26 protein-coding genes and 1 pseudogene are annotated in these 25,563 nt (G+C 46.1%); 11 read left to right on the plus strand and 16 right to left on the minus strand.

Features of this window, described 5'->3' with window-relative positions; genetic code table 11:
* Positions 1-144 precede the first annotated feature (144 nt).
* Together BOW57_RS05380 and dinB are read right to left on the minus strand one after the other, a co-directional pair.
* Positions 145-3,198, minus strand: coding sequence for a DNA polymerase III subunit alpha (locus BOW57_RS05380; RefSeq protein WP_129053293.1), 3,054 nt, complete (start codon positions 3,196-3,198; stop codon positions 145-147).
* 3 nt (positions 3,199-3,201) lie between these two features.
* Complete coding sequence (gene dinB, locus BOW57_RS05385) at positions 3,202-4,383, minus strand: DNA polymerase IV (protein WP_129053294.1); 1,182 nt, start codon at positions 4,381-4,383, stop codon at positions 3,202-3,204.
* A gap of 436 nt (positions 4,384-4,819) precedes the next feature.
* On the opposite strand from dinB, the gene BOW57_RS05390 reads away from it, so the two are divergent.
* Positions 4,820-5,269, plus strand: coding sequence for a response regulator (locus tag BOW57_RS05390; protein ID WP_129053295.1), 450 nt, complete (start codon positions 4,820-4,822; stop codon positions 5,267-5,269).
* Between the two features lie 76 nt (positions 5,270-5,345).
* Here the strand turns inward: BOW57_RS05390 and BOW57_RS05395 are convergent, their stop codons facing one another.
* Both BOW57_RS05395 and BOW57_RS05400 read right to left on the minus strand, forming a co-directional pair.
* Positions 5,346-5,642 carry a hypothetical protein gene (locus BOW57_RS05395; RefSeq protein WP_129053296.1) on the minus strand — a complete coding sequence of 99 codons (297 nt, stop codon included), beginning with the start codon at positions 5,640-5,642 and terminating at the stop codon, positions 5,346-5,348.
* 174 nt (positions 5,643-5,816) lie between these two features.
* Positions 5,817-7,106 carry a hypothetical protein gene (locus BOW57_RS05400; RefSeq protein ID WP_129053297.1) on the minus strand — a complete coding sequence of 430 codons (1,290 nt, stop codon included), beginning with the start codon at positions 7,104-7,106 and terminating at the stop codon, positions 5,817-5,819.
* 335 nt (positions 7,107-7,441) lie between these two features.
* On the opposite strand from BOW57_RS05400, the gene BOW57_RS05405 reads away from it, so the two are divergent.
* Together BOW57_RS05405 and BOW57_RS05410 are read left to right on the plus strand one after the other, a co-directional pair.
* A complete protein-coding gene (locus tag BOW57_RS05405; RefSeq protein WP_129053298.1) occupies positions 7,442-8,959 on the plus strand; it encodes a MauE/DoxX family redox-associated membrane protein in 1,518 nt (505 codons plus the stop codon).
* 101 nt (positions 8,960-9,060) lie between these two features.
* Positions 9,061-9,330 (plus strand): DUF6520 family protein, encoded by a 270-nt coding sequence (locus BOW57_RS05410; protein ID WP_129053299.1) that lies wholly within the window; start codon positions 9,061-9,063, stop codon positions 9,328-9,330.
* A 67-nt stretch (positions 9,331-9,397) separates the two neighbouring features.
* On the opposite strand, the gene BOW57_RS05415 is transcribed toward BOW57_RS05410, so the two are convergent.
* On the minus strand, positions 9,398-9,832 hold the full coding sequence (locus BOW57_RS05415; RefSeq protein WP_241687389.1) for a S9 family peptidase: 435 nt from the start codon (positions 9,830-9,832) through the stop codon (positions 9,398-9,400).
* 62 nt (positions 9,833-9,894) lie between these two features.
* Between BOW57_RS05415 and BOW57_RS05420 the strand changes: the two are divergent.
* The 7 genes and pseudogenes from BOW57_RS05420 to traN form a co-directional block, all read left to right on the plus strand.
* Positions 9,895-10,350: pseudogene (locus BOW57_RS05420) on the plus strand (TraG family conjugative transposon ATPase); the annotation flags it as partial.
* 29 nt (positions 10,351-10,379) lie between these two features.
* Positions 10,380-11,012 carry a DUF4141 domain-containing protein gene (locus tag BOW57_RS05425; protein ID WP_129053301.1) on the plus strand — a complete coding sequence of 211 codons (633 nt, stop codon included), beginning with the start codon at positions 10,380-10,382 and terminating at the stop codon, positions 11,010-11,012.
* 2 nt (positions 11,013-11,014) lie between these two features.
* The gene (gene traJ / locus BOW57_RS05430; RefSeq protein WP_129053302.1) at positions 11,015-12,013 is read left to right on the plus strand and encodes a conjugative transposon protein TraJ; all 999 of its coding nucleotides are present in this window, start codon (positions 11,015-11,017) and stop codon (positions 12,011-12,013) included.
* Between the two features lie 20 nt (positions 12,014-12,033).
* The gene (traK, locus tag BOW57_RS05435) at positions 12,034-12,657 is read left to right on the plus strand and encodes a conjugative transposon protein TraK (protein ID WP_129053303.1); all 624 of its coding nucleotides are present in this window, start codon (positions 12,034-12,036) and stop codon (positions 12,655-12,657) included.
* A 9-nt stretch (positions 12,658-12,666) separates the two neighbouring features.
* Positions 12,667-12,918 carry a nitrogen regulatory IIA protein gene (locus BOW57_RS05440; protein ID WP_129053304.1) on the plus strand — a complete coding sequence of 84 codons (252 nt, stop codon included), beginning with the start codon at positions 12,667-12,669 and terminating at the stop codon, positions 12,916-12,918.
* A 17-nt stretch (positions 12,919-12,935) separates the two neighbouring features.
* Entirely contained in the window at positions 12,936-14,258 is a 1,323-nt protein-coding gene (traM, locus tag BOW57_RS05445) for a conjugative transposon protein TraM (protein WP_129053305.1), read from the plus strand.
* Between the two features lie 19 nt (positions 14,259-14,277).
* Positions 14,278-15,138: a conjugative transposon protein TraN gene (traN, locus tag BOW57_RS05450; RefSeq protein ID WP_129053306.1), complete on the plus strand. Its 861-nt coding sequence runs from the start codon at positions 14,278-14,280 to the stop codon at positions 15,136-15,138.
* Positions 15,139-15,310: 172 nt separating this feature from the next.
* Here traN and BOW57_RS05455 read toward each other — a convergent pair whose 3' ends face one another.
* From BOW57_RS05455 to BOW57_RS05490, 8 genes are all read right to left on the minus strand, one after another.
* Entirely contained in the window at positions 15,311-16,057 is a 747-nt protein-coding gene (locus BOW57_RS05455; protein ID WP_241687390.1) for a hypothetical protein, read from the minus strand.
* Between the two features lie 115 nt (positions 16,058-16,172).
* Positions 16,173-16,979 (minus strand): PRTRC system ThiF family protein, encoded by an 807-nt coding sequence (locus tag BOW57_RS05460; protein WP_129053307.1) that lies wholly within the window; start codon positions 16,977-16,979, stop codon positions 16,173-16,175.
* Positions 16,976-17,704, minus strand: a complete 729-nt coding sequence (locus BOW57_RS05465; protein ID WP_129053308.1) for a PRTRC system protein B — start codon at positions 17,702-17,704, stop codon at positions 16,976-16,978. Before BOW57_RS05465 ends, BOW57_RS05460 begins: the two co-directional genes overlap by 4 nt.
* Positions 17,697-18,866: a hypothetical protein gene (locus BOW57_RS05470; RefSeq protein ID WP_129053309.1), complete on the minus strand. Its 1,170-nt coding sequence runs from the start codon at positions 18,864-18,866 to the stop codon at positions 17,697-17,699. The genes BOW57_RS05465 and BOW57_RS05470 overlap by 8 nt, the downstream gene beginning before the upstream one ends.
* Before the next feature lie 22 nt (positions 18,867-18,888).
* A complete protein-coding gene (locus BOW57_RS05475; protein WP_008463865.1) occupies positions 18,889-19,107 on the minus strand; it encodes a PRTRC system protein C in 219 nt (72 codons plus the stop codon).
* Between the two features lie 11 nt (positions 19,108-19,118).
* A complete protein-coding gene (locus tag BOW57_RS05480; protein WP_129053310.1) occupies positions 19,119-19,772 on the minus strand; it encodes a PRTRC system protein E in 654 nt (217 codons plus the stop codon).
* A gap of 89 nt (positions 19,773-19,861) precedes the next feature.
* Positions 19,862-20,935: a DUF932 domain-containing protein gene (locus tag BOW57_RS05485; protein ID WP_008463869.1), complete on the minus strand. Its 1,074-nt coding sequence runs from the start codon at positions 20,933-20,935 to the stop codon at positions 19,862-19,864.
* A 47-nt stretch (positions 20,936-20,982) separates the two neighbouring features.
* On the minus strand, positions 20,983-21,375 hold the full coding sequence (locus BOW57_RS05490; RefSeq protein ID WP_008463870.1) for a single-stranded DNA-binding protein: 393 nt from the start codon (positions 21,373-21,375) through the stop codon (positions 20,983-20,985).
* Between the two features lie 623 nt (positions 21,376-21,998).
* On the opposite strand from BOW57_RS05490, the gene BOW57_RS05495 reads away from it, so the two are divergent.
* Positions 21,999-23,594 carry a phospholipase D-like domain-containing protein gene (locus BOW57_RS05495; RefSeq protein ID WP_008463871.1) on the plus strand — a complete coding sequence of 532 codons (1,596 nt, stop codon included), beginning with the start codon at positions 21,999-22,001 and terminating at the stop codon, positions 23,592-23,594.
* Positions 23,595-23,651: 57 nt separating this feature from the next.
* On the opposite strand, the gene BOW57_RS05500 is transcribed toward BOW57_RS05495, so the two are convergent.
* From BOW57_RS05500 to BOW57_RS05510, 3 genes are all read right to left on the minus strand, one after another.
* Positions 23,652-24,491: a serine protease gene (locus BOW57_RS05500; protein ID WP_008463872.1), complete on the minus strand. Its 840-nt coding sequence runs from the start codon at positions 24,489-24,491 to the stop codon at positions 23,652-23,654.
* 66 nt (positions 24,492-24,557) lie between these two features.
* Entirely contained in the window at positions 24,558-24,893 is a 336-nt protein-coding gene (locus tag BOW57_RS05505) for a hypothetical protein (RefSeq protein ID WP_008463873.1), read from the minus strand.
* 12 nt (positions 24,894-24,905) lie between these two features.
* Positions 24,906-25,376 carry a hypothetical protein gene (locus tag BOW57_RS05510; protein ID WP_008463874.1) on the minus strand — a complete coding sequence of 157 codons (471 nt, stop codon included), beginning with the start codon at positions 25,374-25,376 and terminating at the stop codon, positions 24,906-24,908.
* Positions 25,377-25,563 lie beyond the last annotated feature (187 nt).

The following is a 25,563-nucleotide window of genomic DNA, read 5'->3' on the forward strand; positions in this document are numbered from 1 at the left end:
AATGGGTCTTTTATTATAATTGCAAACATTCAGGCGCACAGCAAAAAAAGGCGGCAGACTTCTTGTCTTTATCCCTGGGCTGCTGTGCGGGTTTCTGGCCTTCCATCAAATTTAGTTCATAATTAGGACTTTACATAAGAAAAATCAAAATTTCATTCTGTGGCGCGGCAGATTGATTTCATGCTCCTGCGGATATGGCTGGCGGTGCGTGCTGCTAACATCCTGCTTGATATTGTGCTGGGTGGTATACCTCTTGTCCGAGTCCGAATATCTGGGATCGGGAATGAAAGGCATTTTGGCCATCCTGGAAATGGTGATGGTCGGGAAATGGTAATCGATTTCGACAGTCCCCCGAAGCAGGTAGCAACCGCCTCCCTGAAACGGATTCTGGACCAGACTGTCAGGGAAATGCGCCGTATCAAAATAGGCCCCCTCATTATCGATCCATGTCCCGAAATACATGTTGCCCCTTTTGGTCGGCACCTGTTTGGTCGAGATCAGGTAGGCGAGCATGCGGACCTCTTTCTTATGGTATTTCAGAAGATCCCGCACCATCACATCCCCGCGGTATCTGGTTTTGAGCAGATCAAAAACGGTGCAGGAAACCGGGAAATTCAAAAGCTCGATCTCGTCAAAAGCATCCTCAAATACGGAGCGCTCCAGAACAGGCAGCTTAAATTCCTTTGCAGGCTGCTCGATGAGCATAAGCCCGCGGTTCTCATGCCTGAAATTATTCATCAGAAGGCTCACCTGCACCAGCAGCTGGTTTTTGGTTTTTCCCGTAAAGCGGAATGCGCCTATAAAAATCAGCGTCTTCACATTCTCAATTCCCATGGGCACCCTGTTTATGAAATCCTCCAGCGATTTATAGATGCCGTTTCTCTCCCTCTCATCAGCGATGAACTGCGAGAGTTTGGAATCAAGACCCTGCAGATGCATGAAGCCCAGATAGATATCGCTGCCGTAAAGAGCGGTTTCAAATCCGCTTCTGTTCACGCAGGGGGTATGGATCACAGCACCGGCCATCCGCGCTTCGTGCACATAGATTTCAGTTCTGTAGAACCCTCCCTGATTGTTGATCACAGCCACCATAAATTCAATAGGGTAGTGCACCTTCAGATAAAGGCTCTGGTAGCTCTCCACCGCATAAGATGCAGAGTGCGCCTTGCAGAAGGAATAGCCTGCAAAGGATTCGATCTGGCGGTAGATTTCCTGGCTCAGCGCTTCGGGATGCCCTTTTGCGGCCGCCGAAATAAAGAAATCGTCCTTCACTTTCTGGAGCGCCGCTTTAGAGCGTCCCTTGCCTGACATGGCACGCCTTAGGATATCGCCGTCCGCGGCCGAGAGCCCGCCGTAATGGAGGGCAATTTTGATCACGTCTTCCTGATATACCATAATGCCGTAGGTCTCTCCGAGCTCCTTTTCAAAGACCGGGTGAAAGTATTCAAATTTTGACGGGTTGTTATGGCGGAATATGTATTCCTTCATCATTCCCGACTGCGCCACTCCCGGACGTATGATCGATGATGCCGCTACGAGAGTTTTATAGTTGTCGCATTTCAGGCGGCGCAGCAGCCCGCGCATCGCAGGGCTTTCGATATAGAAGCATCCTATGGTTCTCCCTTCGGCCAGATAGACGTTTGCGGAGGGTTCGTTTTTTGAGATTCTCGTATCTCGGATATTGATGCGGATTCCCCTGTTCTTCTCAATTATCTTCACGGTATCGTCAATATGCCCGATGCCGCGCTGGCTGAGGATGTCAAACTTGTCAAAGCCGATATCCTCTGCCGTATGCATATCAAAGAGCACAATGGGGAATCCTTTCGGGGGCATTTCCAGCGGCGTGTAATTGGTCAGCGGCTCTTCGGAGATCAATATCCCGCAGGAATGCATGCTTCTCATATTGGGGTATTTTTCGAGCATCATGCCGTATTCCTGAACCAGCTTTACAATGGAGTTGGTCTGGTGGAGTTTCATGGGATTTTTCGCCAGCATATCCAGCTCGTCTTTAGGCAGGCCGAAAACCTTGCCGACCTCACGGAAAATCGAGCGGTATTTGAATTCCACATTCGTGCCGCAGAAAGCCACATAGTCGCTTCCGTACCGGTTGGAGATGTACTTCAGGATCACATCCCTTTCCTTCCACGACCAGTCGATATCGAAATCGGGAGGGCTCTTGCGGTTTTCATTCAGAAAGCGCTCGAAGTACAGGTCAAGCTCCAATGGGCAGATATCGGTTATGCCAAGGCAGTATGCTATAATGCTGTTGGCGCCCGAGCCCCTGCCGATATGAAGGAAGCCGCAGAAGGTGCTGTAGCGTATGATATCCCAGGTAATGAGGAAGTAGCCGCTGAATTCAAGGTCATTGATAACTTTGAGCTCGTTCTCCACACGCGCTTTTGCTTGGGCATTATGGCTCCCGTATCTCCATACCAGGCCTTCTTCGGCAAGGGCGGTCAAAAGGGCAATATCCCCTTTCTTGCTTTTGGTGTAATGCCTTTTGTTTTTCTGACTTTCAAAATCGTACTGAAAATTGCAGCGCTCGATGATATACCTTGTATTGTGGATGATTTCGGGATAATCTTCATACAGTGCGATAAGTTCCGCTTCCGGAACCATCACATCCGATTTGCTGCACCAGTCATCAGGTTCGAGTTTGGAGAGAAGCTCATTGAGGTCAACCGCGCGCAGGATCCTGTGCAGGTTGTATTCCCTTTTGGTGCGGAATACCACCGGCTGGAGCATTACCATTTCGGCGCGGCGTCTTTTCCACTGCGATACGACGAGCTTCTGCAGCTGGTCGGGACGTATGCCTATGTATTCATTATGCCGCAGCTCTTCCGGCGCATTTTCCAGAGGATAGATGATGAAAACATCCGAGAAGAACGGCGCTGTTTCGGGCAGCGGCTTCTTTTCAAAGTTATGCTCGGTCAGAAAGCGGTTCATCTGGGCGAGCCCCACGGCATTCTGCGCAAGGCCGATATAGCGCAGCTTGTGCTCCGAGCGGAATTCGATCCCTACCAGCGGTTTTATTCCTACAGCCTGGCAGCCTTTTATAAAATCATAAATCCCTGTGACGGTATTGATATCGGTCAGGGCTGCCGCCGTGACACCGCAATCCGCTGCCTGCCTGATCAGATCATCCAGCGGTATGGTGCCGTAGCGCAGGGAATGGAATGAGTGGCAGTTGAGAAACATGATTTATTTTTTTCGTTTTAAAATTTCGTCTTTGTTATTGGGCTTGAAAGATGCGCCGGCGCATCTCATCACGGCATCAAAGCCGTAGCGGTTCTTCATTCGGTCCATTGCCTGATACAGGGCGAGCATCTCCTCGGTGTCATTGAAAAGGTCGATCTGGTAGGTTCCCCTGACAAGGCCGCTGAAGCGCACACCGATTAGGCGGAGCCTCATCCTTCGCTGGTAGAGCTTCTCAAAGAGATCTGCGACCGTCTGGTTCAGGATATGGTCGGCCGAGGTATACTGCACACGGGACTGCTTGGTTTCGGTATCAAAGTTGGCGTAGCGTATTTTGACGGTCACAGTCGAGGCGAGCCACTCTTCTGCGCGCAGCTGGTAGGCCAGCTTTTCAACCATTCCCTGCAGGATCCTGCTGAGTTTCAGTATATCAATCGTGTCCTGGGAGAAGGTGTGCTCGGTGGAAATGGACTTTCTTTCCGTGTAGGGCTCCACAGGGGTGTTGTCGATGCCGTTGGCTTTCTTCCAGAGTTCGGTTCCGTTTTTGCCGATCATCTGCTGCAGGGACTCGGCGGGCATTTCGGAGAGCGTGCGGATGGTTCGGATGCCGATGCGGGAAAGAAGCTCAAAGGTTTTCTGCCCCACCATGGGGATCTTGCGGATAGAAAGGGGGTTGAGAAAAGACTGTACCAGATGCTCGGGGATCTCAAGATTCTGCTTCTGCTTTCCTTCGCCCGTGCCGATTTTCGATACGGTCTTGTTGACCGAAAGGGCAAAGGTGAGGGGCAGGCCCGTTTCCTTTGTGATGCGGTGCGCCAGCTCATCGGTCCACTTGTAGCTGCCGTAGAAACGGTCCATGCCGGTGATGTCGAGATAGAATTCATCGATGCTGGCCTTTTCCACCACGGGCGCCTTTTCCTGGATGATTTCGGTAATGTCATGGGAGAGCCTCGAGTAGAGCTCCATGTCGCCCTTCATGATTTTGGCCTGCGGGCATAGCTTCATGGCCATGTGTATGGGCATGGCCGAACGCACGCCGAATTTACGGGCTTCGTAGGAGCAGGACGCCACAACGCCCCTGTCCCCGCCGCCTATGATCAGCGGTATGCCGTTAAGTTCTGAATTGGAAAGCCTTTCGCACGATACGAAAAAGGTGTTCATGTCGATATGCACAATTGCCCTGCTCATGGTCTGTTCATTTTTATACAGATCAAAATTAGTACAGATAATAACAATTTATAAAAGTTGTTATGTTACAAATAGCAACAATTTTTAAAAATCCTTATTTTTCAGCAGGTAGGGAGAATGCAGAAAAAAGGGCGGAAAGGCTTTAATCAGAATTTACGGCTGATCGATCTTCGATGGAAAAACCTGTCTGATGCTGCCAATCGGATTTTATTTTTTACAGTTAATTCATTAAAAGCTGTTATTCTTTTTATGATTTTCAATGATTTAAGGCGATTTTTAAAGATTTTTCAGATAAAATCCATACCTTTAATTTCTATTAACCGCTCGAACGGAAATAATTCGATTATTTATCGATTTTCAAATCTTATATACCGGCTGTATAACTTTTGCAGATTCTTAGATTCTTGTCTTCTGTAACTGCATAAAGCATAAGGCCATGCTAAAGCAAAAGAATTCCCAAAAGGTTATTTATCTGGCAGATGATGATGAGGATGACAGAATGCTGTTCCTTGATGCCGTAGAGGAACTCGGACTTCCACTAACAGTCAATACAGCCGAAGACGGGCAGCAGCTTCTGTGCGCCCTTTATCAGGCGGCTGCAAGGCTACCTGAAATCATTTTTCTGGACATCAACATGCCTGTCAAAAACGGTTTTGAATGCCTTGAGGAAATACGGCGGGGAACGCTGCCGTTCAGCGGGGTAAAAGTGATTATGCTTTCCACCAGCAGCAATGCTGAAAACATAAACCGCTCCTTTGAACTGGGAGCCGATTACTATGCCGTCAAGCCCAGCACGTTCCAGGCCCTTAAAGATCTTCTGCAGAGCGTAATGGAAATGGACTGGAGCATTCCCGGAAGAAACAAGGCAGAATTCCTTCTGGTTTGAGAAGGAGTCGATCATAAAAAAATACAGCCCTGCAGTTCACACTGCAGGGCTGTTATTTTATAAATTAAAGCCGGTTTTACAAAGCGGCTTCTTCCTCTGAAAGTGCCTGATCAGATACATCTTCCTGAATATTCTCCGCAGCCGCTTCCCGGGCCGGAGCCTGCAATGCGGCAGTTTTTTTCATCAGGATATAAAAATCCCTGAGATGCCACCATGCCGGACAGCGATCCACAGGTCCGTTGAAGTTTCTGATGGTGCTGTAGCAGCTCCTGAGAAAAACCTGCGTATCTGTGATGTTTGCCCATTCCGTCAGTCTTACCTCCGTAGGCGGTGGATTGCTTTCAAAATAGCGTTTTATTTCTTCGTGGTTCATGCCGCAAATTTACGCAAAACCTCTGATTCGGCAAGGGCCGAAGGGGAGCTTCGCATTAAATGAACTGCCGATTTTCATGCTTTTTCAGCAATGTTCTGAAAACCATCTTAATACCTATGCCAAAACTGTAGGATTCAGTATTGCCTTATCGGATAATTTAAGCACTTAAAGCTGCTAACTGAAGTATGCCTGCAGTTTTGCAGGAATGGCTACGCCTTTCTGTATCAGTATAGCTTTGTAGTCTGCTGTAATCGGAGCTGCAGGCAGAAGGAATCTATCGAACCTCTTGATAAGCCAGTCTGAACTTTCAGGCCTGCTGTAATGCTCGACCAGCCTTAAAATAGTCTCTTCATCAGCTGGATACTTTTCAATCACATCTGCAATTAGATCTGCACGTTCATTGACCCATAAAAATGCCAACCCCCTTGCAAAGCTGTGACTTCGTATAATTTCACTCTTAAAAACGCTGAAAAAGCCGTTTGCCTGCAGAGTCAAATGATCGCTGACATCAGTAACATACTCATTTATTGACTTGACTGCGATTTCCATTGCATCGTTTATCTCATCCGGAGGTATCAAACCGTTTCTCAGGAAAGAGGAAAGTACTGCAAGTTTGTTCTGGCAGTGTTTCAGCTGGGTGGTCCAGAACTTTCTGACCTCCTCAGGCGTAAAATTAAAGCTCAGCACTTTATCCGGATGCTCGGATAAAAAGCCCCTCAAATATTCATTATTTTCTTTAATGATTGCGATCATGGGTACATTTACAAAATCTCTGCTGGCTTCAAGGCTTCTGTTTGTAAGGATTAGCATCTGATGTGAAAGCCCGACAGTATATGCGCCGCTGTTTAGCAGATTGTTCCAGAATTCATTTAATTTTGACCTCTCCACTGAGAATTCAATCTCCTTTACAAGAGGCGTGATGTCCTTGTCAGGAGGAGTTACCGTGTAATCGAAATGCCTAACCATCTTATTGATCAGTGACTGCATGCCGCCCTCTATCGTTATTTTGGACAGATTACTCTGCAAAAAATTCCAGAAGGATTCCACATGCGAGTTGTCGATGATATTATCCTTGTAATGAGCGCAGTCGTTTCTTCTGTCTTTCCAATACCTTATCTGCTGTCGCAGGTTTTCTGTAATATTAAATATAGGATCCTTAGTTCTCGACCGTGTAGTCATATCTATCTTTTCCCTTCGCTGCACCGCGTCAAAAACATTGGATTCCCACTGGTCTTCATTGTGCAGTTTTGCAATCAGATTATCCCATTCCCCCTGCGTAATCAATGATGGTTTTGTGCCGCTGATGATCCTTTCCTTAAGGATGGTAAGAAGAGCAAGATAGGAAAATAGGAGCGATGCCCTGTTGGCGCCTGCCTTGTAGCAGGTAACAGCATCTGTAAACAACACGCTTACGTCTTCTGAAAAGTTGTTTTCAGCAATCCAGCTTTCAATTTTTAGTTTCATTTAAAATTAGTTTATGGCGTTAAAAAAGCATCAAATTTACAGAAATATTGTACGGCATTTTATTATGCCTTTGAGTAAAACTATAAGTTAATCAAAAGGATTGCAAAGGAACCTTACTTTGAATCTATTTATAAATTTTAAAGATATCTCTTTTAGCTTTCAACATGCAAAATGATAAGTAAGTGGAAAAATTGATCAATTTTTATAAATTATGGACGAATTTTCGTAATAATGATTCTATTTAATTGCTCTAATTTGGCACATTGAAATCAAGCTGTAATCGGAATCTCGTTTACTGTTCACTTAAGGTACGGGAGCGTAAAAAAATCACGAGTATGAAAATGTCTCAATCTTTTAAATGTGCAATTATTGAAGCAGTCTGCCTGCTTTATATCTTACTATTTGTTTATGCAGCGGTAAGCAAACTATTGGATTTTGAAAATTTTCAGTTGCAGATTGAGCAGTCTCCGCTTTTAAGCGCTTTCGCAATTTGGATAAGCTGGATTGTGCCATTATTAGAAATGATTATTGCCATTCTGCTTATGATTAGAAAGTCACGAAGATTTGGCCTGTATCTCTCAATGTGCCTGATGACGATGTTCTCCGCCTATATCTTTATAATGCTTCATTTCAGTTCTTTTGTTCCTTGCTCCTGTGGAGGCATTTTAGAAAAAATGAGCTGGGATGTTCATCTCGTTTTTAATCTTATTTTCGTTGGTATGGCAATAACCGCTTTATTATTTTATCCTGATTCAAAAGGCAGAAACACTGGATATCAAGAAAAAAGGAAGACTGCCAAATTGATACCGGCTATTACAGTTTTAAGCATTGCTACGGTGATTATTTTATTTCTTTCTTCAGAAAATATAATGCATTACCAAAATCCTTTTATCAGGCGTTATCCTCTCCATCCTGCTGAATTTGCGAACAGGATAGATTTGAAATTCAATTCTTTTTATTTTGCAGGTGCCGACAATGATAGAATTTATCTTGGAAATTACAGTACACCCGATCAGATAGTATCTTTTAATGCTAACCTTCAGGATAAAAAAATAGATAAAATAATATTTGACCCTAAAGAGATACCGTTTAACATTGTTACCACTATTGTAAATGGACAATATTTTTATCTGCTAGACGGGAGTGTTCCCAAGATTTTTCGCGGAAAAATTAAAGACTGGAAAATTACAAAAGAACTCAAAGGCAGTCCGTATTTTACCCGCGCGGTGCCTATGGACAGTATCTCTATTGCCTTTAGATCAAATCATGCCGAAAAATCCGCAAATATTTTAGGAGTGCTTAAGGCAGAAGATAGCCCAAGAGTGCGATATAATAAAGAATTATTGGAGAAGCAGATTGACGGTATTTTTGATACTGATGGAACACTACTGTACAGCGAAAAATTGCAGAAAATAGTATACCTGTATTTTTACCGGAATCAATTTATTGTTGCAGATAAAGATGGAAACTTACGTTACAGGGGGAATACAATTGATACAATTGCTCATGCTAAAATTAAGGTCAGAAACTTTAAGAATGGAACCGAGCGTGCAATTTCTTCCCCTTCATATGTAGTGAACCCCCATGCCGCAGTTAACGGCAATTTGCTTTATGTGCACTCGGCAGTAAAAGGCAGATCAGAAAATGAAAAGTTCTGGAATCAGGCTTTTATCATTGACGTTTATGATCTGAATAATAAAAGTTATTTGTTCAGTTTCCCAATTTATCAGACAGGAAGTAAAAAAATGGACTCTTTTTTTGTGACTTCCACGCACCTTTTTGCGATAATCGGAAATGACATGGTAGTTTATGAACTTAGGGATAAACTGATTAAAGAAATTAAATCTATATAAAATAATTTTAAATATTAATGATAAACTTGGCCAGTTTCAGGAATTAAGATCGAACACCTGTATAAAATAGTAGATCGAATTTTAATTAAAACAACAATATCATGAAAACGTTAAATTTTAAAAACATTTTGCCTGCGCTGGTTATGGCTGCAGGCATTGGCGGAGCTTTCCTAACCACTTCAATGCAGAGTGCTCCGGAGAATGCACCAAAAAATGGATTTACAAGAAATCCAAGTACTAATAAGTGTACTTCTGTGCAGACCAACTGCGATGATGTGCCAAAACCTGAAATGTGCCGCATTAATGGACAAATCGCATATGATAAGGTGGGCAATAACGATTGTTTGCAAGCTTTGTATCGTCCGAACTAGTGAGGCATATGAAGATAAATTTTAAAGAGAAGCAATGCAGTGCCTCATAGGGCACTGCATTGTTGCATTAATTTATGCCCTCAGTTATCCATTTTTTATCCTGATTATTTTTTAAAAAATAATCAAACCATTCCAGTACTTTTAGGGTAATGTGTTTCTGATTAGCTGCATCTGTAAGTACGTGGCTTTCATTTGGGTACAGCATCATAATGCATTTTTTTCCGAGCCTGCGTAGCGCCAAATAAAATTCATAGCTTTGATGCGCATCTACCTGCATGTCAGATTTTCCAGTCCATAATAATACCGGTGCGGTAATTTTTTCCGCCTGCATTATTGGAGAATTATTGTAATAGGATATTGGGTCTTCATAAGGGGTTTTGCCCATATTCCATTGCTCACTTTGGAAACGCCACATATCTGGTTTCCCTGATCTCTGGTTTACGGTAAAATAAAAACTATTGAGGTCAGTAATTCCCCCGCTTGCTATTGCAGTGGCAAACATGCTTGTCTGCGTTGCAATGAAGGCAGCCTCATACCCTCCGAAAGAATGTCCGATAATTCCGGGCGGACTATATCAAGTACCTTTTTAAAACTGTACGAAAATTCTTCGGAGAAGCGATAGTGGTGACCCAGGAAGTTGACGATATCATAAAATCGCCAATTGTCAAGGAAAGCATCATCAACAATTCCGACTGCAAAATCCTGCTGGACCAGCGCAAGTACATGAACAAGTTTGATGACATTCAGGCCATGCTTGGCCTTACCGACAAGGAAAAAGCGCAGGTGCTTTCCATAAATATGGACAACAGCGCCACCAGACTATACAAGGAGGTTTGGATAGGTCTCGGGGGCTCGCACTCTGCGGTCTATGCCACCGAGGTGAGCCTGGAGGAATATCTGGCCTACACGACAGAAGAAATCGAGAAGATGGAGGTCATGCAGGCAGCCGCAGAACTGGACGGAAACGTGGAGCTCGCCATCAAGAAGATTGCCATGCTTAGGCGTGAGAAAGAAAAGTAAAATATATAGTAATCTAAAATCAGATAAAAATGAAAAAATATCTATCAATGGTTTATGCGGCGCTGATGCTTGCCGCAGCACCCTACGCAAATGCGCAGTTTGTGGTAACCGATCCGGCCAATCTGGCTTCTGGCATACTCAACAGTGCCAATGAAATCATACAGACTTCCTCCACGGTTTCCAATGTCGTCAAAAACTTCAAGGAAGTGCAGAAGGTCTACAATCAGGGAAAGGAATACTACGACAAGCTACAGGCGGTCAACAACCTTGTGAAGGATGCGAGAAAGGTCCAGCAGACCGTTCTTCTGGTGGGCGATGTATCGCAGATCTACGTGCAGAATTTCGGGAAGATGATCAATGATCCCAACTTTACGCCCCAGGAGCTCATAGCCATCGGCAACGGCTATGCGGCGCTGCTGGGTGAGAGCACCGAACTGCTGAAAGAGCTTAAGCAGATCGTCAGCACCTCAAGCCTGTCGCTCAATGATAAGGAGCGCATGGATCTGATCAGCCGCATCTACAAGGAGGTGAAGGAGTACCACAGTCTGGTTAGGTACTATACCAACAAGAACATATCGGTGAGCTATCTCAGGGCAAGAAAGAAAAACGATGCCAGAAGCGTGCTTGATCTGTACGGAACCTCCAGCCAAAAGTACTGGTAGGCATGGAGTTCAATAATCTCCATGAGGTGCTGCGCTCGCTTTACGATGACATGATGCCTCTTGCGGGGGACATGGCGGCCGTGGCCAAGGGGCTGGCGGGACTCGGAGCCCTGTTCTACGTGGCGCTGCATGTCTGGCAGGCGCTTGCAAGGGCGGAACCCATTGATGCCTATCCGATGCTGCGTCCCTTCGCACTCGGCCTGTGCATCATGTTTTTCCCGACAATCGTTCTGGGAAGCATCAATGCGGTGCTGAGCCCGATAGTCAGCGGAACGCACGGAATGCTGCAGGGACAGGTTCTTGACCTGAACAGGCTGCAGCAGCAGAAGGACCAGCTGGAATATGAGGCGATGGTTCGAAATCCGGAAACTTCGTATATGGCCTCCGACGAGGAGTTCGACAAAAAACTCGATGAGCTGGGATGGTCGCCCACGGATATCGGAACCATGGCGGGGATGTATATGGACAGGCAGGCCTATCAGATGGAAAAGATGATAAAGCAGTGGTTCCGGAACTTTCTGGAGGTTCTTTTCCAGGCGGCGGCTCTGGTTATCGATACCATCCGGACTTTTTTCCTAATTGTGCTTTCCATTCTTGGCCCCATAGCTTTTGCCATATCAGTCTGGGATGGTTTCCAGTCGACGCTAACCCAGTGGATCACCAGATATGTGAGCGTCTACCTCTGGCTGCCCGTAGCGGATCTTTTCAGCTCCATGCTGGCGCGCATCCAGTCGCTGATCATTGAAAGGGACATCGAGATGCTTTCGGACCCGTCCTTCATACCCGACACTTCCAACACCGTTTACGTGATTTTCATGATCATAGGCATTGTGGGCTATTTCACGGTGCCGACGGTGACGGGCTGGATCATCCAGGCTGGAGGCGGAGGCAATTTCATGCGCAATGTGAGCCAGACGGCCATGAAAGCCGGCAACATCGCCGGAGCGGGCGCCGGTTCCGCTGCAGGAAATATAGCAGGAAGGCTGGTCAGCAAATCTTAATAACCGCTAAAACTACAAAAATGGAATTCAAGACTTTAAGAAACATAGAAAACAGTTTCAGGCAGATCAGGCTCTACGCGATTGTCTTTGCGCTTCTCTGCACGGGAATCACGGGATCCGCCCTTTGGTGGTCCTACCGTTTTGCCGACCTGCAGCGTGAGAAGATCTACGTGCTGGACAACGGGAAATCCCTGATGCTGGCACTCTCGCAGGATGCATCGGTCAACAGGCCCGTCGAGGCCAGGGAGCATGTGAGGCGTTTCCACGAACTCTTCTTTACGCTCGCCCCCGACAAATATGCCATTGAAAGCAATATGAAGCGCGCCTTCAGCCTTGCCGACAAAAGTGCTTTCGACTATTACAAAGACCTCTCAGAGAAAGGATATTACAACCGCATTATATCGGGCAATGTGCAGCAGCGCATCGAGATTGACAGTGTCGTGTGCAGTTTCGAATCCTATCCATACCCGGTCAGATCCTATGCGAGGGAATTCATCATCCGATCCAGCAATGTGACCCAGCGAAGCCTTGTGACCAGCTGTCTTCTGGTAAACTCGGTGCGCTCGGACAGCAATCCTCAGGGCTTCAATATTGAAAAATTTGCGGTGGTTGAGAATAAGGACATCGAAGTTATTGATCGCTGAAGAAACAATATGAAAAAGATCTTAAGAAATCTGGACAGGTGGACGGGGGCTCTTGACAGGAGATGGGACAGGATGCCTCTGGAAAAGCAGCACCGGTTCATAAGGCTGTTTTTTTTGGGCTATGTCCTGCTGACCGCAACAGCGATAACCAAGGTGTGGCGGGAAAGGTCAGAGAACTGCCGCATAATGGTTACCGGACATATAGATAATCCAATGGATAGGGACAAAAAAGACTGCTATCCGGCAGTTAAACCAAAATAAAAAAAGAAAGGAAATTTATGAAAACAAAAGAAAAAAAAGCGGGTGTCATGATTAGGGAATCGGCTTCGGAAAATCAAATGGATCGTGAAGATTGGAAAACCGGCAGGCTGGAGACGCTGAAGAAACCTCTGATATTCGGTCTGATGGGCATCGTCTGTGCGGGATGCCTCTACCTGATTTTCAGGCCTTCTTCCGACAGCGGAAAAAAGAAGGATATAGGGCTCAACAGCATCGTTCCGCAGGCCGCGGACAATGAAATGCAGGGCGACAAGGCGAAAGCGTACGAGCAGGAGATGCTTGAGCAGAAGCAGGAGCAGAAGCGCAATGCGCTTACCACGCTGGCCGATTACTGGAAACAGGACAGTGTAACGGGAAATGAGCAGCCCGCAGCTGAACATCCAGTGCTGCCGGGAAGACTTGAATCCAGAGAATCAAATTCGGGACTCAGCACGTACCGAAATGCGCAGAAAGAACTTGGAAGCTTTTACAAGGACAGCGGCGGAGATGCCGATATGCTCCGCAGGGAGGTTGCGGAGCTAAAATCTGAGCTTGCCCAGAGGGATGCTGCGCCTTCGGTGACGGTCGACGGACAGCTGGCGCTTATGGAAAAGTCGTATCAGATGGCCGCCAAGTACCTGCCTTCAGCACCTGGTGCCCAGCAGCTGCAGAGAGCTGACTCGTCTGGACTTGCAAATAGGCCATCCAATGCAGATGCGCCATATTTTGCAGGAGCTGCGCCTCAGAGGAAAACTACCGTATCCGTTCTTCGCCCTACGGCGGAAGCTGGTGCGGATGCTGGACCCGGCGTGCGGCTGAATGCCCGATCTTTTTACACGGCGGATGCCAAAGAGCGGGAGGTTCGTGTCAGGAACAGCATCAAGGCCTGCGTGGACCAGACGCAGACGGTAATAGACGGGAGCGCGGTGAAGGTTCGTCTTCTGGAGGATGCCGGCTTAGCAGATGGCACTCTCGTAAAGGGAACGGTGCTTACGTCCACGGCCAGGATGCAGAACGGACGCCTTCAGCTCAAGATCAGCTCCATGGTGCTGAACGGCACCATTACGGCTGTGGATATAAACGTTTTTGACCTGGACGGGCAGCAGGGGCTTGCGGTGCCGTTTTCGCAGGAGAGAACGGCTGCCGGGCAGATGGCGGGCAATATGGGACAGCAGTCCGCAACGAGCCTGATGCTGACCCAGTCGGCAGGACAGCAGGTTGCGGCCGATCTGAGCAGGGGCGTCCTGCAGGGGATTTCCGGCTATTTCTCCAAAAAGGTAAAGACGCCCAAGGTTATGCTTAAGGCTGGCTACCACCTTTTTCTGGTTTCGAAAAAACAATAGCAATCAAAAGAATATAAAGATGAAAAGATATTATGAAAAATACTGGACGGCGCTGCTTGCAGTTCTCTGGGTCCAGCTGTGCTTTCCGCAGAGCAGCCTGCCGGTTATGGACGAGATCAAGGCCTGCGGTTTAGGCATAACCTATGACAAGACTTCGCACCTGATTTTCCCATCGGAAATCCGCTATGCGGATCTGGGAAGCGAGCTGCTTATGGCAGGAAAGGCGGAAGATGCCCATAACGTGCTGCGGGTAAAGGCAGCTGTAAGGGATTTTGAGCAGCAGACCAATCTTTCGGTCATGACCATCGACGGGCATTTTTACAGTTTTGATGTGAATTATGATCCTAATCCGCAGACCCTGAACTACAGCATACGAAAGTCTGGCAGCATTGGATCTGAGGGAGCCCTTTTTGAGAATCTGGGACAAAGTCCTCCGCTGATGGTGGAAACACTGATGCAGCGCATCTATGAAAGGGACAAGCGTGCGGTTAGGCATATAAGGACAAGGAATGCCGGAGTGGAATTCAGGCTGAAAGGGATCTACGTCCATGAGGGAAAATACTATCTGCATACCGAGCTGAGAAACAGCAATAATGTGCCTTACAGGATTGATTTTCTCAATTTCAAGATAGCCGACAGGAAGAAGGCCAGACGAACTGCGGTACAGCAGACAGCCATATTGCCTCTGCGAATCTACAGGCCGGTTGACCAGATCAAGGCTGGAGGCTCAGAGCATAACATATATGTGCTGGACCTTTTCACCCTCGCAGACGGCAAGCTGCTCCTTATCGAGATATACGAGAAAAACGGCGGCAGGCAGCTGACCCTAAAAATTAAAAATTCGGACCTGCTGAAGGCCTGTCTTCTGAATAATCCATAGAGGAAATCCGTGCAGGACAGAAGTGCATGTCCGACGTAAATTCCTTAACGTGCGGACAAAATAAAACCGGCCAGATAGGTCGGTTTTTTATTTTATGTAAAATTTTAAGATATTGTTTTGCAATGTTTTAAGTGCTACAGTCTTAGGCTCGGCTTTAAGCCTGTTCTAGCGTCTACAGACCGCTGCGTTTGCCGAATACGGGCTGGAGAACGTCCCAGAGTTGCTGTTCCAGGATCTCCACAATGAAGCGCTCGACGGCCTGGTCGCTTTGCGAAATTACCTGATAGGCCGATATGGCCAGCTCATAATCCGCATCCCCGTCCCATTTGCAGAGGTGCATGGCATAGGTGCGGGAGCTTTGCGTTCCGAGATGGTCTTTGACCCTTTTTCTGAAATCCGTTGTCGAGCTTCCGACATAAAGGATCGATGATGATTTCCTATTGTACTTGGAAAGATTTACCCTGTCCTCGTTTTTTGTTTTGAGAAGGTTAAGTGCATGATATGCTTCAAATACGTTCAGCATTGCCTTCAGTTTGGAGGCGGACTTGATTTCAAATACATAGATCAGCGGATAGCCGCTTTTGGCAATTTTGTGGAGATGTTTTTTAAGCACATTTTTGTCCCTGAACTCGGAGCAGTGGAATGAGGTTTCCAGAAACGGTTTTAACGTAATTTGTGATATCTGCTGCGATACATCAAGGGCAAACCGCTCCGATTTTCTGACAAGGTCCTTTGTATCTATTTTCATTTTCCGTGGAATAATTTCAAATATACAAAATGATTTATCTGCATTGAAATAAAAATACCGGTGTCTAAAGGGGTTTCTTTTGCTTCTTTTCTTTGGACGCCGGAGCGGAAAGAAAAGAAGCCCCCAGGAAAGCTCAAGGGATGTGGAATCCCTTATGAAAGCTTCCTGCATCGCTTAGGGTAAAACGGCGCTCTGTGCCTTTTGGCATAAGGGATGCACCCCCAAAACGCAAAAAGGCGCTCCCGACCAGAGGAAGGGAGTCCTTTTTGCCCCCCGCATCTGCGGGTCATCCCACTTTGAGGGGATTGGACTGGAAGTTTTTGAGGTTCAGGAAGAATCCCCTGTTTTCGGTCATCCCGAAACGGAACAGATTCCAAAGGAGCGAGCATCCCAACTGCGCAAGGGAGGAATTGATGAACAGATCCTGCTTTTCAAGGCTTTCGGCAAGCGAACAGCTAGGTGTGCCGTCAAGCGCTTCGGATTCTTTGAGCAGTTCCCCGAATTCGTCGGTCACAAAGGGCAGGACAGGGACAGTCTGATATATTTGGGAATCAGGCTGTCTGATTTTTGAAATGGAGGACAGTACGACCTGACCCGTATACTGGCTGTTGCCGAAATCCATCCAGTATTTTGGAGTGTCCCTCTGCGGGCTGTTTCGTTGAATTGAGGCGAGGATTTCCGCAACATCAAATCGGGACTGCACGCTGTCCGTGCAGGTGATGTAAAGGTTTGCCTGTGCATTTTTTGGCGGTCTTCCAAGCGCATCCTTTTGAAATTTCACGCTTTCAGCTTTCCAGTCCGTACCCATAAAGCGGTTGGCACGGTTGATAAGGGCAACGGATTTGTACAGGCCTGTTTCGCAGGGAGCGAAGCGCTGTCTGCCGAGATTGGCATCGGTTATCAGGTCGTCATCCCAAAGGCGGACGGACAGTCCCGCATGTCCGAGCGCTATAAGGCTGTAATTCATTTCCATAAGGGCGGTCAGCACTTTCGAGCCTGTACCGCCTGCGCCTATAAGGTTTACGGTCAGCGGGTTTGCAGGGCTGATGAGATAGGGGTCGGCAAAATGCATTTTGGTTTTAACGGTTTTCATGATAATAGGCTTTTAAGTGTTCTGCTGTTTTTTTTCAGTACTTCGTTTGGGAAAGGTCGTCCTGATTCAATGAGGGCTTTCCACAGGCTTATGCAGCAGCCTTTTACGGGACTGTTGTTACCCATAAGGTGGCTGAAGTAGCTGTTGAAGAAATAATCCTCCCAAGCGTCTGTAAATTCTTCAAGCGAGGCGGAGTTCTTAATCCTGATGCTGACCGACCCCATGCAAACCCTTCCGTCCTCGTAGATGTTCAGCAGAGGTGCGTGAAATAGCGGTGTCTTCTCTGTAGGTCTTCTGTTTCCGACAACTGCAAAGACCCTGAGACTGTTTCTTGTCGCCTGCCATATCATGGCGGGCAGGCTAGCCCTGCCGTCCGCAATGCCGAGGCTTTCTATAAAATGCAGGGTTCTTTTTTGGGGTTTGGTGTACCAAAGCACAGCGCCCCTTTCAAGGCTTGGCACAATATGCAGTATGTTTGCGGGCAGGATGCCTTCGGATTTGAGAAAGGCGGTCTGCTTCTGTTTTTCGGTTACCAGTGCCTTTGCTAGCGCCTGCGCCTCACGCTCAGTCAGCGGGTGTGCGTTGACTGGCGTTCCGTCCTCGTCCATATCGAAATGCTCCACATACACCGTTCTTTCAGCAGACTGGCTCTGATAGAATACAAGTGCGGAGGTGGGATGGTAAAGCACGCCCAACTGGCTGGTAATATCTTTTGGATTATTCATCGTCGTGTAATTTATAGTTGTACAGCAGTTCGCACAGGTCATCCAAAAGGGAAAAAAACCTGCGCTCGAAATCCAGGCTTTGGTGCGTGTCGGCATTATCGTCGAATCTTTTGAAGATGGTCGGCTCGTGCATCTGGCTGTATTCGTTGAACTCATTGTTGATGCTTTGTTCAAGGGTTTCATAGAGCCATCCTTTGGTATGCGAAATAAAGGAAATGTATTTGTGCATCGGGATGCTTTCGCTTTCTTCTTCGTCCTGCCCGTCCCCAGAGCAGGCGGGGGCGTTTCGGAAAATTCGTTCGTTTGGATAGTCGCTGAACAGCCTGTGCGCTTTTTGTGCAGCCGACAGGCATTCCCTGTCGAATGCATCACGGCATTTGAAGGCGAGCAGGCGGTGTTCAAAAAACGTCAGGTTAACGGGGTTGAATATCTTTTTTTCGATATAGTCCCCTATAATCTCCGCCTTGTCAAATTCAGCAACTAGACGTTCGGTCTGCTCGCTTTCGTCGTCCTGTTCCGTCCATTCCCTGTGCATTTGGTACATCCAGTAGAGGTAGCTGTCCTGCTGTCTGTAGTAGGGGACTTCCGCAATATGGTACAGATAGGAAAAGAGGCTTAACAGCAGTTTGGCATTTTTTCTGCGCCCCGCACCGTGATTCATCCAATACAGCGGTTCAACGGGGATGTAATACAGGGTCGTGCCTGTATCGTGGGTCTCCTCGCTGACTAGGCAGGTTTCCGCCCCTTCCTGCATCAGACTGATTTCGGGGCAGTCCGCGTACTGTTTTTTCAGCATCCGCTCCGCATCCCATAGCGAGAGTGCAAAATTGTACGGATACTCGAAACAGTCGGTCTGCATGGATGTGATGCCGTAATGGCTTCTGAGATGCGCAAGGGATTTGTAGAACTGCGGCTGCATTTTGCTGAGTTCCATGCGGGGCTGTGAGGTTTGGAACTGCTCCAGTTTGGGCAGGAATATTGTTCTCAGAAAATTATCGGAAGCATTCCGACAGGGACTGATTTTGCTCTGTCTTTCTGAATTTCGCCCGCATCTTTGGGTCTGTGCATCCAAGCCATGAAATTTCCCAGCTGGTCGTGCAGCTGTCTTTGTCTTTTCTGCCGCGGCAGGCTTATTGTGCCTGCTATCGTTTTTTTTCTGCATGGTTCATTGCCTTTAAATTAGGTTATCCTTTTGTTCCCATTACGGTTTCGAATCTGTATTCCACCGCATCGTCCCTGATGACTGGCGCTGAAATTTTGGAGGTCGTCAGGATAGGGTATGTCGGGGCGTAGAAATTCAGCACCGCCTCGACGCTCCATCTAGGTTCGGGGTCGCTCAGCCTTATCTGCTGACCCTTTTCAATGATTATGAAAACCCGCTGTAGGTGTGTTGCTAGTAACATATCGCTGCATTTTAATATTCATATTCCTCTTGGTCTTCTTCTTCCTCTTCATATTCCTGCTCCTCAAAGGACATTTCCTCATCGGGCTGAATCTCTGCATGTTCGGGATAGAGCGCCTCTTTGGGCGGTTCGGGCTTTTCCTGTTCTGAACCGAAAAGGCTCGGAGCGGAGAACCTGTCCGACAGGGATGTTCTCTTTCTGCGTATTTCGTCGGCTCTGTCGGGAAATTCCGCCGCTTCGGGAACTTTCATCCAAGCCTCACGGAATCTGCCCTGTTTTTCCAGTTCTTCAGCCTTTGTCATGGCATCGCTGAATCTTTTGTCTTTGGCTTCGTGCTGCTTTTTCTGCGCATCGGCTTTCTGTTTCTCCTTTGCCGACTGCATTTTCACCTGTTCCAGCTGTTTCATGAAAGATTCCATGTCTGCCATCAGTCCCGATGCGCTCTGCATCGGGGCGGTAATGGTGTGAAAGAAACCGCTGTCGAGTTCCTCTGCTGTTCCTCTCAGGTTGAGCGGGGGTATGATGTTTTTGGCATTGTCCCCGCAGGCTTCGTTTTTAAGCATGACCGATACGACAAGGATGCCTTCGGTCGATTTTGCGATGGTCAGGTGCAGATCCCCTGAAATGTCCATCTGTCTTATCTGATTGAAAAAATTGCTGTTCATAGCTGTAGATTTTAATGTCTGTTTTTTATCGGCTTCACATACTGAGAAGCTGTAAGACGGCCGCTTTGAAGGCAGCCGCCCGTCTTTTTTTAATTCAGCATCAGCGCCTTATTGCCGTCCACGGCAAAAGAGGTGCAGAGTTCGAAGGCTTTCTGCGATTTCAGCTGTGCCGTTCCTCCCATCACGATGGACTGCAGTTTTGCTTCATCGTCCTTGTAGGTGCGCACGTTCTGATAATATCCTGTCACGGCATTGTATGCGCCATAAAGCGTTCCTTTTGTGGTTTCCATCTGTTGGGTGTCGCTTGCCATGGCATAGGCAAAAGCATCTTCCACGGTGTTTCTGAAAATGGCGGACACTGCATCATCTGCGCCAGTTTTAAGCATTTCCAGAGTTTCCCTGTTCGGGCATAATGCCAGCTGAATCAACTTTTTGACCTCTGTATCCGTAACTTTTACTTTAGCCCAATGGTTGAAGATGTCCTCCAGCTGACTGCTGAGCGTGTTTGCCAGTCCCATGACCTTGTGCGCATCATCAAGGCGCTGTTTTGCTCCCGAAGTGTGTCGGATGCGCACCACGTTGCTCATGCTGCGGAGCGAGGCGTTAAGTGTGTTTTGGCATACGATTCGGATGGGAGTGAAGGCTGCTGTAATGCTTCCGCTTCCATCGTGGGAGGTGGTCAGGAAAATATATTTTTCAGTCACATCATCCCCGCTGCCGACCCTGATGTAGTCGGGAAGCTTGGCTGTAATGAAGATGCGTTCCCCGTTCCCTAACGCCCCTGCGGTTTCATACAGGATGCCTTCGCCGCCGCCGACTATGGCGTCAAAAAAGCTGAACGCCTCACGGTTCTGTACTATATGGTAGTCTTTCCCCACTACGCCCAAAACCGTATTGCTGTCGGTGCGGATGGTCGAGAAATAATCGGGAACGTGCAGTTCTGCGCCTGCCGTCACAGTACCGTCCTGCATTTCCTCCTTTGCCAAGGCTTTGGTGTATAAAGGCGTTTTGGCGACCTCGTAATCCAATTGGGCGTGCCTGATGGCTTCTGCGCTTGTCGGATAGTCCTGCACCGTTTTTCCGAGATTGTGCCATGCTTTCTGCTTTACGCTGAAAAATGAATAATTTCCTGTGCTGCTGTTGTAATTGATATTGTGTGCCATGATAATTGTTTTAAAGTTGAAACTTGATATTAATTCCTATGTGAGCCTTAAAACGGCAGGTCTTCCTCAGGTTCCTGCACAGCAGGTCTGCTGCTTTTGTTCTGTGTTGCCGTAACTTCGCCCTGTTCCTTTTTTACGCCTCCGTGCAGCTTAATCTGCGAGGTATTGAAGTTCAGTCCCGCATGCAGTTCCCCGTCGCTTCCTTTCCATGCTCTTGCGCTTACCCTGCCTGACAGTTCCACAAGAGTTCCCTTTCTCAGTATTTCCGCTACTTTCGGGCTAATCCAGTAGGCGCAGTCGAAGTAAGTGGTCTGTTCCACTCGCTCGCCCTCCTTGCTTCTGTAGCTATCGTTTGTCGCTATTGAAAAATTCACGACCTGTCTGTTTCCTGACAAGGTGCGTACCTCTGCGTCTTTTGTTACTCTTCCGATGATGTTCATGATTTCTGATTTTTAAGGATTAATTTTTTTTGAAATTTTATTTATTCGGCAATGACGAGGTGGAGCTGTTTTGTTTCATTTTCCGCTTCCAATATTTTATTTCTCATTGCTGACATTTTTTTTATTCGTTTAAAGAGCCGGTGTATGCTATGTTTTGTTTCATGAGCATAAAAAGGTTAGTGTTTAGCAGAAGCAAGGCTTTGATGGAAAATACGACCCGTATGGGTGGAGATTTTATATCAAATCCGCAGGACATGGCCTTGCTTCTGGGTTAAGAACACGGAGATACCTTTGCTCCTGAAATAAGACAGAAGCATACAGGCTGTTGGCAAAAAAATAACGGGAAGCCATGTGACTAGGATATTAGAGCGGGAATAGGATGCAATCTGAAATTCTGAATTAGATAAATTGGTATATATTATTGGAAAACAGGTATTTGTACCTGTTGTCTGTTTGATGTTTTTTCTATATTTATTGTGTGTTTTGCGTTTGACATTTTTCTAGATTTAGAATTATGAATAATTGGGCGCAGATTTGAATTGTATAAGATTCGATACCTGAATTAAACTAAGATGAATATTGGTTGGAACATAAATATTAAGTGTCATTTAATATGATTTGTTATGGGAGAAAATTATAAAATGGAACTGGCGGAAGCTGTTGAGATGGCTAAGCAGGAACTTTATGGTATTCCTGGCGTCCTAAATATTGAGCAGGGCTTTAGATTTAAAAATGGATGGATTACGGACGAAGAGGTCATCTCTGTGCAAGTTGCGGAAAAAATTAATGAAAAGACGCTGCTTGAACTGGCGGTGAAACCTCTGCCTGCAGAGTTCATGGGATACGGAATCGATGTGGTGGCTGCGGGATTCGAACAGCAGCTTGAATATTTGGGGGTGGATGTAAGCTTTTGGGCTGCGCCAAAGCCAGGCAATTATCGTGAGCCTGCAAATATTGGGCTGCCCCGTGTAGTTGAGTATATGGAAGCGGTTTTTCATGTTAGCCCTGATTCGGGATGGCCAAATCTGAAGGATTTTCTTAAAAGAGTAAGCAGCAGGCTTACTGCAACCATGTACGAGTGGGAGGCTGAGCACATTAGTTCGGCAATTTTTGAGGCTGTGCAAAACTGCAACGGGAGCCTTAGAATGGTTACCCAAAACGATGGCACTGATAGAGCGGTGAATAATATGAAGAGCCGTCTAGGGAGTAAATTTGAGCATGTCTGGTCATCTGTAGGAAGCGGCAAATTAATTGCGAGCGACTATCATATAAAAGTAGCAGCGCGAGATGATGAGGAGTTCTGGCTGAGCAGCGGAAATTGGAAGAATTCGAACCAAGCCGATATTGATCCGGCAGGCAAGGGCCAGGCTATTCCCGGACCGCTTGCGAAACATAACCGGGAGTGGAATGTGGTAATAAAAAATGCGACGTTGGCTACCATTTTCAGAAAGTACATAGATTGGGATTATCAGGAAGCGCTGCGTGTGCCTTTCGATGTTAAAGAAAAGCTCGCAAATTCCTATGTCTTTATCTCTAAGGGGATCTGTCCTCCAGTACCTCCGATAGTAAGATATTTTAAGCCGTTGACAGTTAAGCGCATACTTGATGTGCAGCCTCTGCTGACTCCGGATAAAAATTCTGAGGGCCAGCGTATGTTCCTTTATCATGCGACAGAAATGGTTAAAAGTGCAAAGGTTAGCATTGACATTGAAAACCAGTCTTTTTCATTATTGGAGAACAACGATCCTGTTTATGAAAGCTTTTACAGGGCGGTTGTCGAAAAGCAGAGCAATGGCGTGGCGGTGAGGATAATTTTCAGGGATCCGCGTGAATTTGGGGCTAAAGGGCAGGCTGGTTTGGTTAAAACACTCACAAGGCTTAAAAAATTTGGCTTTAATACTGATAATATAAAAGTACAGTGCCGATGCCATACCAAAGCAATAATTGTTGATTCTTCAGACCAAGCCAATGCTCAGGTTTTATTCGGAAGCCATAATTTAACCACGACGGGAGCCATGTACAACAGGGACGCCAGCTTATTGATAAGAGACAGGCCAGTGGCGCAATATTTTCAGGAGATTTTTGATTTCGACTGGAGCAATTTAGCGGTTCAGCAGACTGTCGAAGGCCTTACTGCTGTAAAACTTGCTTTAGCGTCAGAAGCGGCGCCGGAAGGATTTAGAAAGGTTCTGCTTTCTGAAATTTTAGGAGAAGCTTAGGTAAATGAAACAGGTTTAAGATTTTTCAAAATCTAAATCTGTGCAAGACGATTATCTTTACTGTAAACGCTCGGCAAAATCCAGGATCTTGCTGCCGTTTATAGCCGCTCCAAGGTTAATTGGCAATTGCGTCTTTACAATCTTTTTCTTTTTGATTGGCACTCTTTCTATTTCTCCTTCAGCGGTGTATTGCGGTCCCTCGTATAAAATACCAAGCAGGATTATCCGATATTTGACAAAATAATGGTTTTCATTTCGATCCATATATTGGCCGATATTGTAAATAATGATCGGCGATCCGCTTGAGCCGGGAAAACACGCCGCATCAATTAAAAATTCATCGTAGCCAAGATATGGCAGTCTTGGGCTGGTTGCAGTAATTCCTTTTCTGACAATGGGTTTGTTGTTGTGGTCATCCCAAATGTTTTCAGGATATCCGACCATTATGATTTCTTCGATGGCACATAAGTTTTCAATTTCCTGTTTAGTGGGGATATGGCTGGAGTCAAACGCTCCGTAAAAAAAATCTTCTTTGATTAAGTGCTTAATTGATTTTATCGGCAGAATGCATAAGTCGACTTCGTCGTCGGGATGGTTAATCCAGTGCGATTGGAAGTCTTCAAGGAAAATTGTCAAATGTTCAGTGTTAATCTGTTCTCCATTTTGGTCTTTCTTGGTTAGGGTAAACTGGCCATTCTGGACTCCATCTACAACATGACAGTTGGTTACAATCACTAAGCTATCCAGTGTTTCTGGGGTTTGCGGATCGAAATCAAAAAAGAAGCCGGTACCTGTGCCGCCATTTTTGCCAAAAGTTTCTATTCTGACAGTTGCTGATGTGATAAGATCGGTAACGGAAATATCGTTGGAATTCTTGTTTGAGAGTTCTTTTGCCATAAAGTTTTATATTTTATCAGGGGTGGTTATTTGCAGATCTGCTGATATAATAGATTTTTAAGCCAGCTAGTTCCGGCTGGAATATTTCATGTAAGCTTCAACTTCAAGATGGAGCCGAATTATGTCTGCGATGAATTTGGACGCTGTTGAATTCCGCTTTCCAAGCAGGGATCTGGCTATTGAACCCTTCGCAGCGCCTGATGCTCCTTGTCCGCTGTAAAGCAGATTGTGTTTTATCTTATTTTTCAAGGGCATTAATTCATCAGGAACAGGAGCGCGCAAAGCGGACCTTATCTCAAGCTCGGATTCAATCAATCTTTCCTTTGCGTTGCCTTTTCCAATGCAGAGTTTATAAATTGCTGCGGTACTTTTACCGATAAAATAATTAAAACTCGGTTTCATAATTATGTGAAATTATAATAAGACGAAATTTGAATCCTTATTGAAAAAATCCTCACACCTTTTTTTAACCATTTTATAGCTGCTATCGCCGAAATAATATTTTTTTAAGTATTCTATCATGGTACGGCATCCGCTTTTGTCGTAAGCTGCAATAGATCTGGCAACAGTTAGATCTATATTTTCGGTTCTGAAAGCGGGACTTCCACCCTTGTGCAGGGGTGTAGTTTTAGGCACCAGTTCAAAATGACCGAATTTGCCGGTAGGCTGATGGATCAGGTATTCCACTTCGTATTCTTCTGGGTTTTCTTTTGGAATTTTTATGTTCTTAATCCTTTTAAATATGTACTCTGCTTCCAGCTTAAGAGGCGGATTTCTGAAAACGTTGTTCTCGTATGCCCAAATGAAATAATCTAAATCGGCAAACAAAATCTGCGGCAGCGTCTTGCCCAAATGCTTTTTTAAATTTACTGCTGTAAATACCATAGCGATTTCATTTTTTTAATTAAAATGCTGATTATTGGCGGAATTCTAATGTAAATATACTCTTTAAAAATAACAAATCAGCTATCTCTAATTGATAGACATGTGCTTCCACTTTATGCCAGTGAAAACCGATTTATACATCATGACATTTAATTAAAATAAATTTCTATCTAGTGTAATTATAATC

The organism is Flavobacterium sp. YO64, from assembly GCF_004119505.1.
GTDB classification, from domain to species: Bacteria; Bacteroidota; Bacteroidia; order Flavobacteriales; family Flavobacteriaceae; genus Flavobacterium; species Flavobacterium oncorhynchi.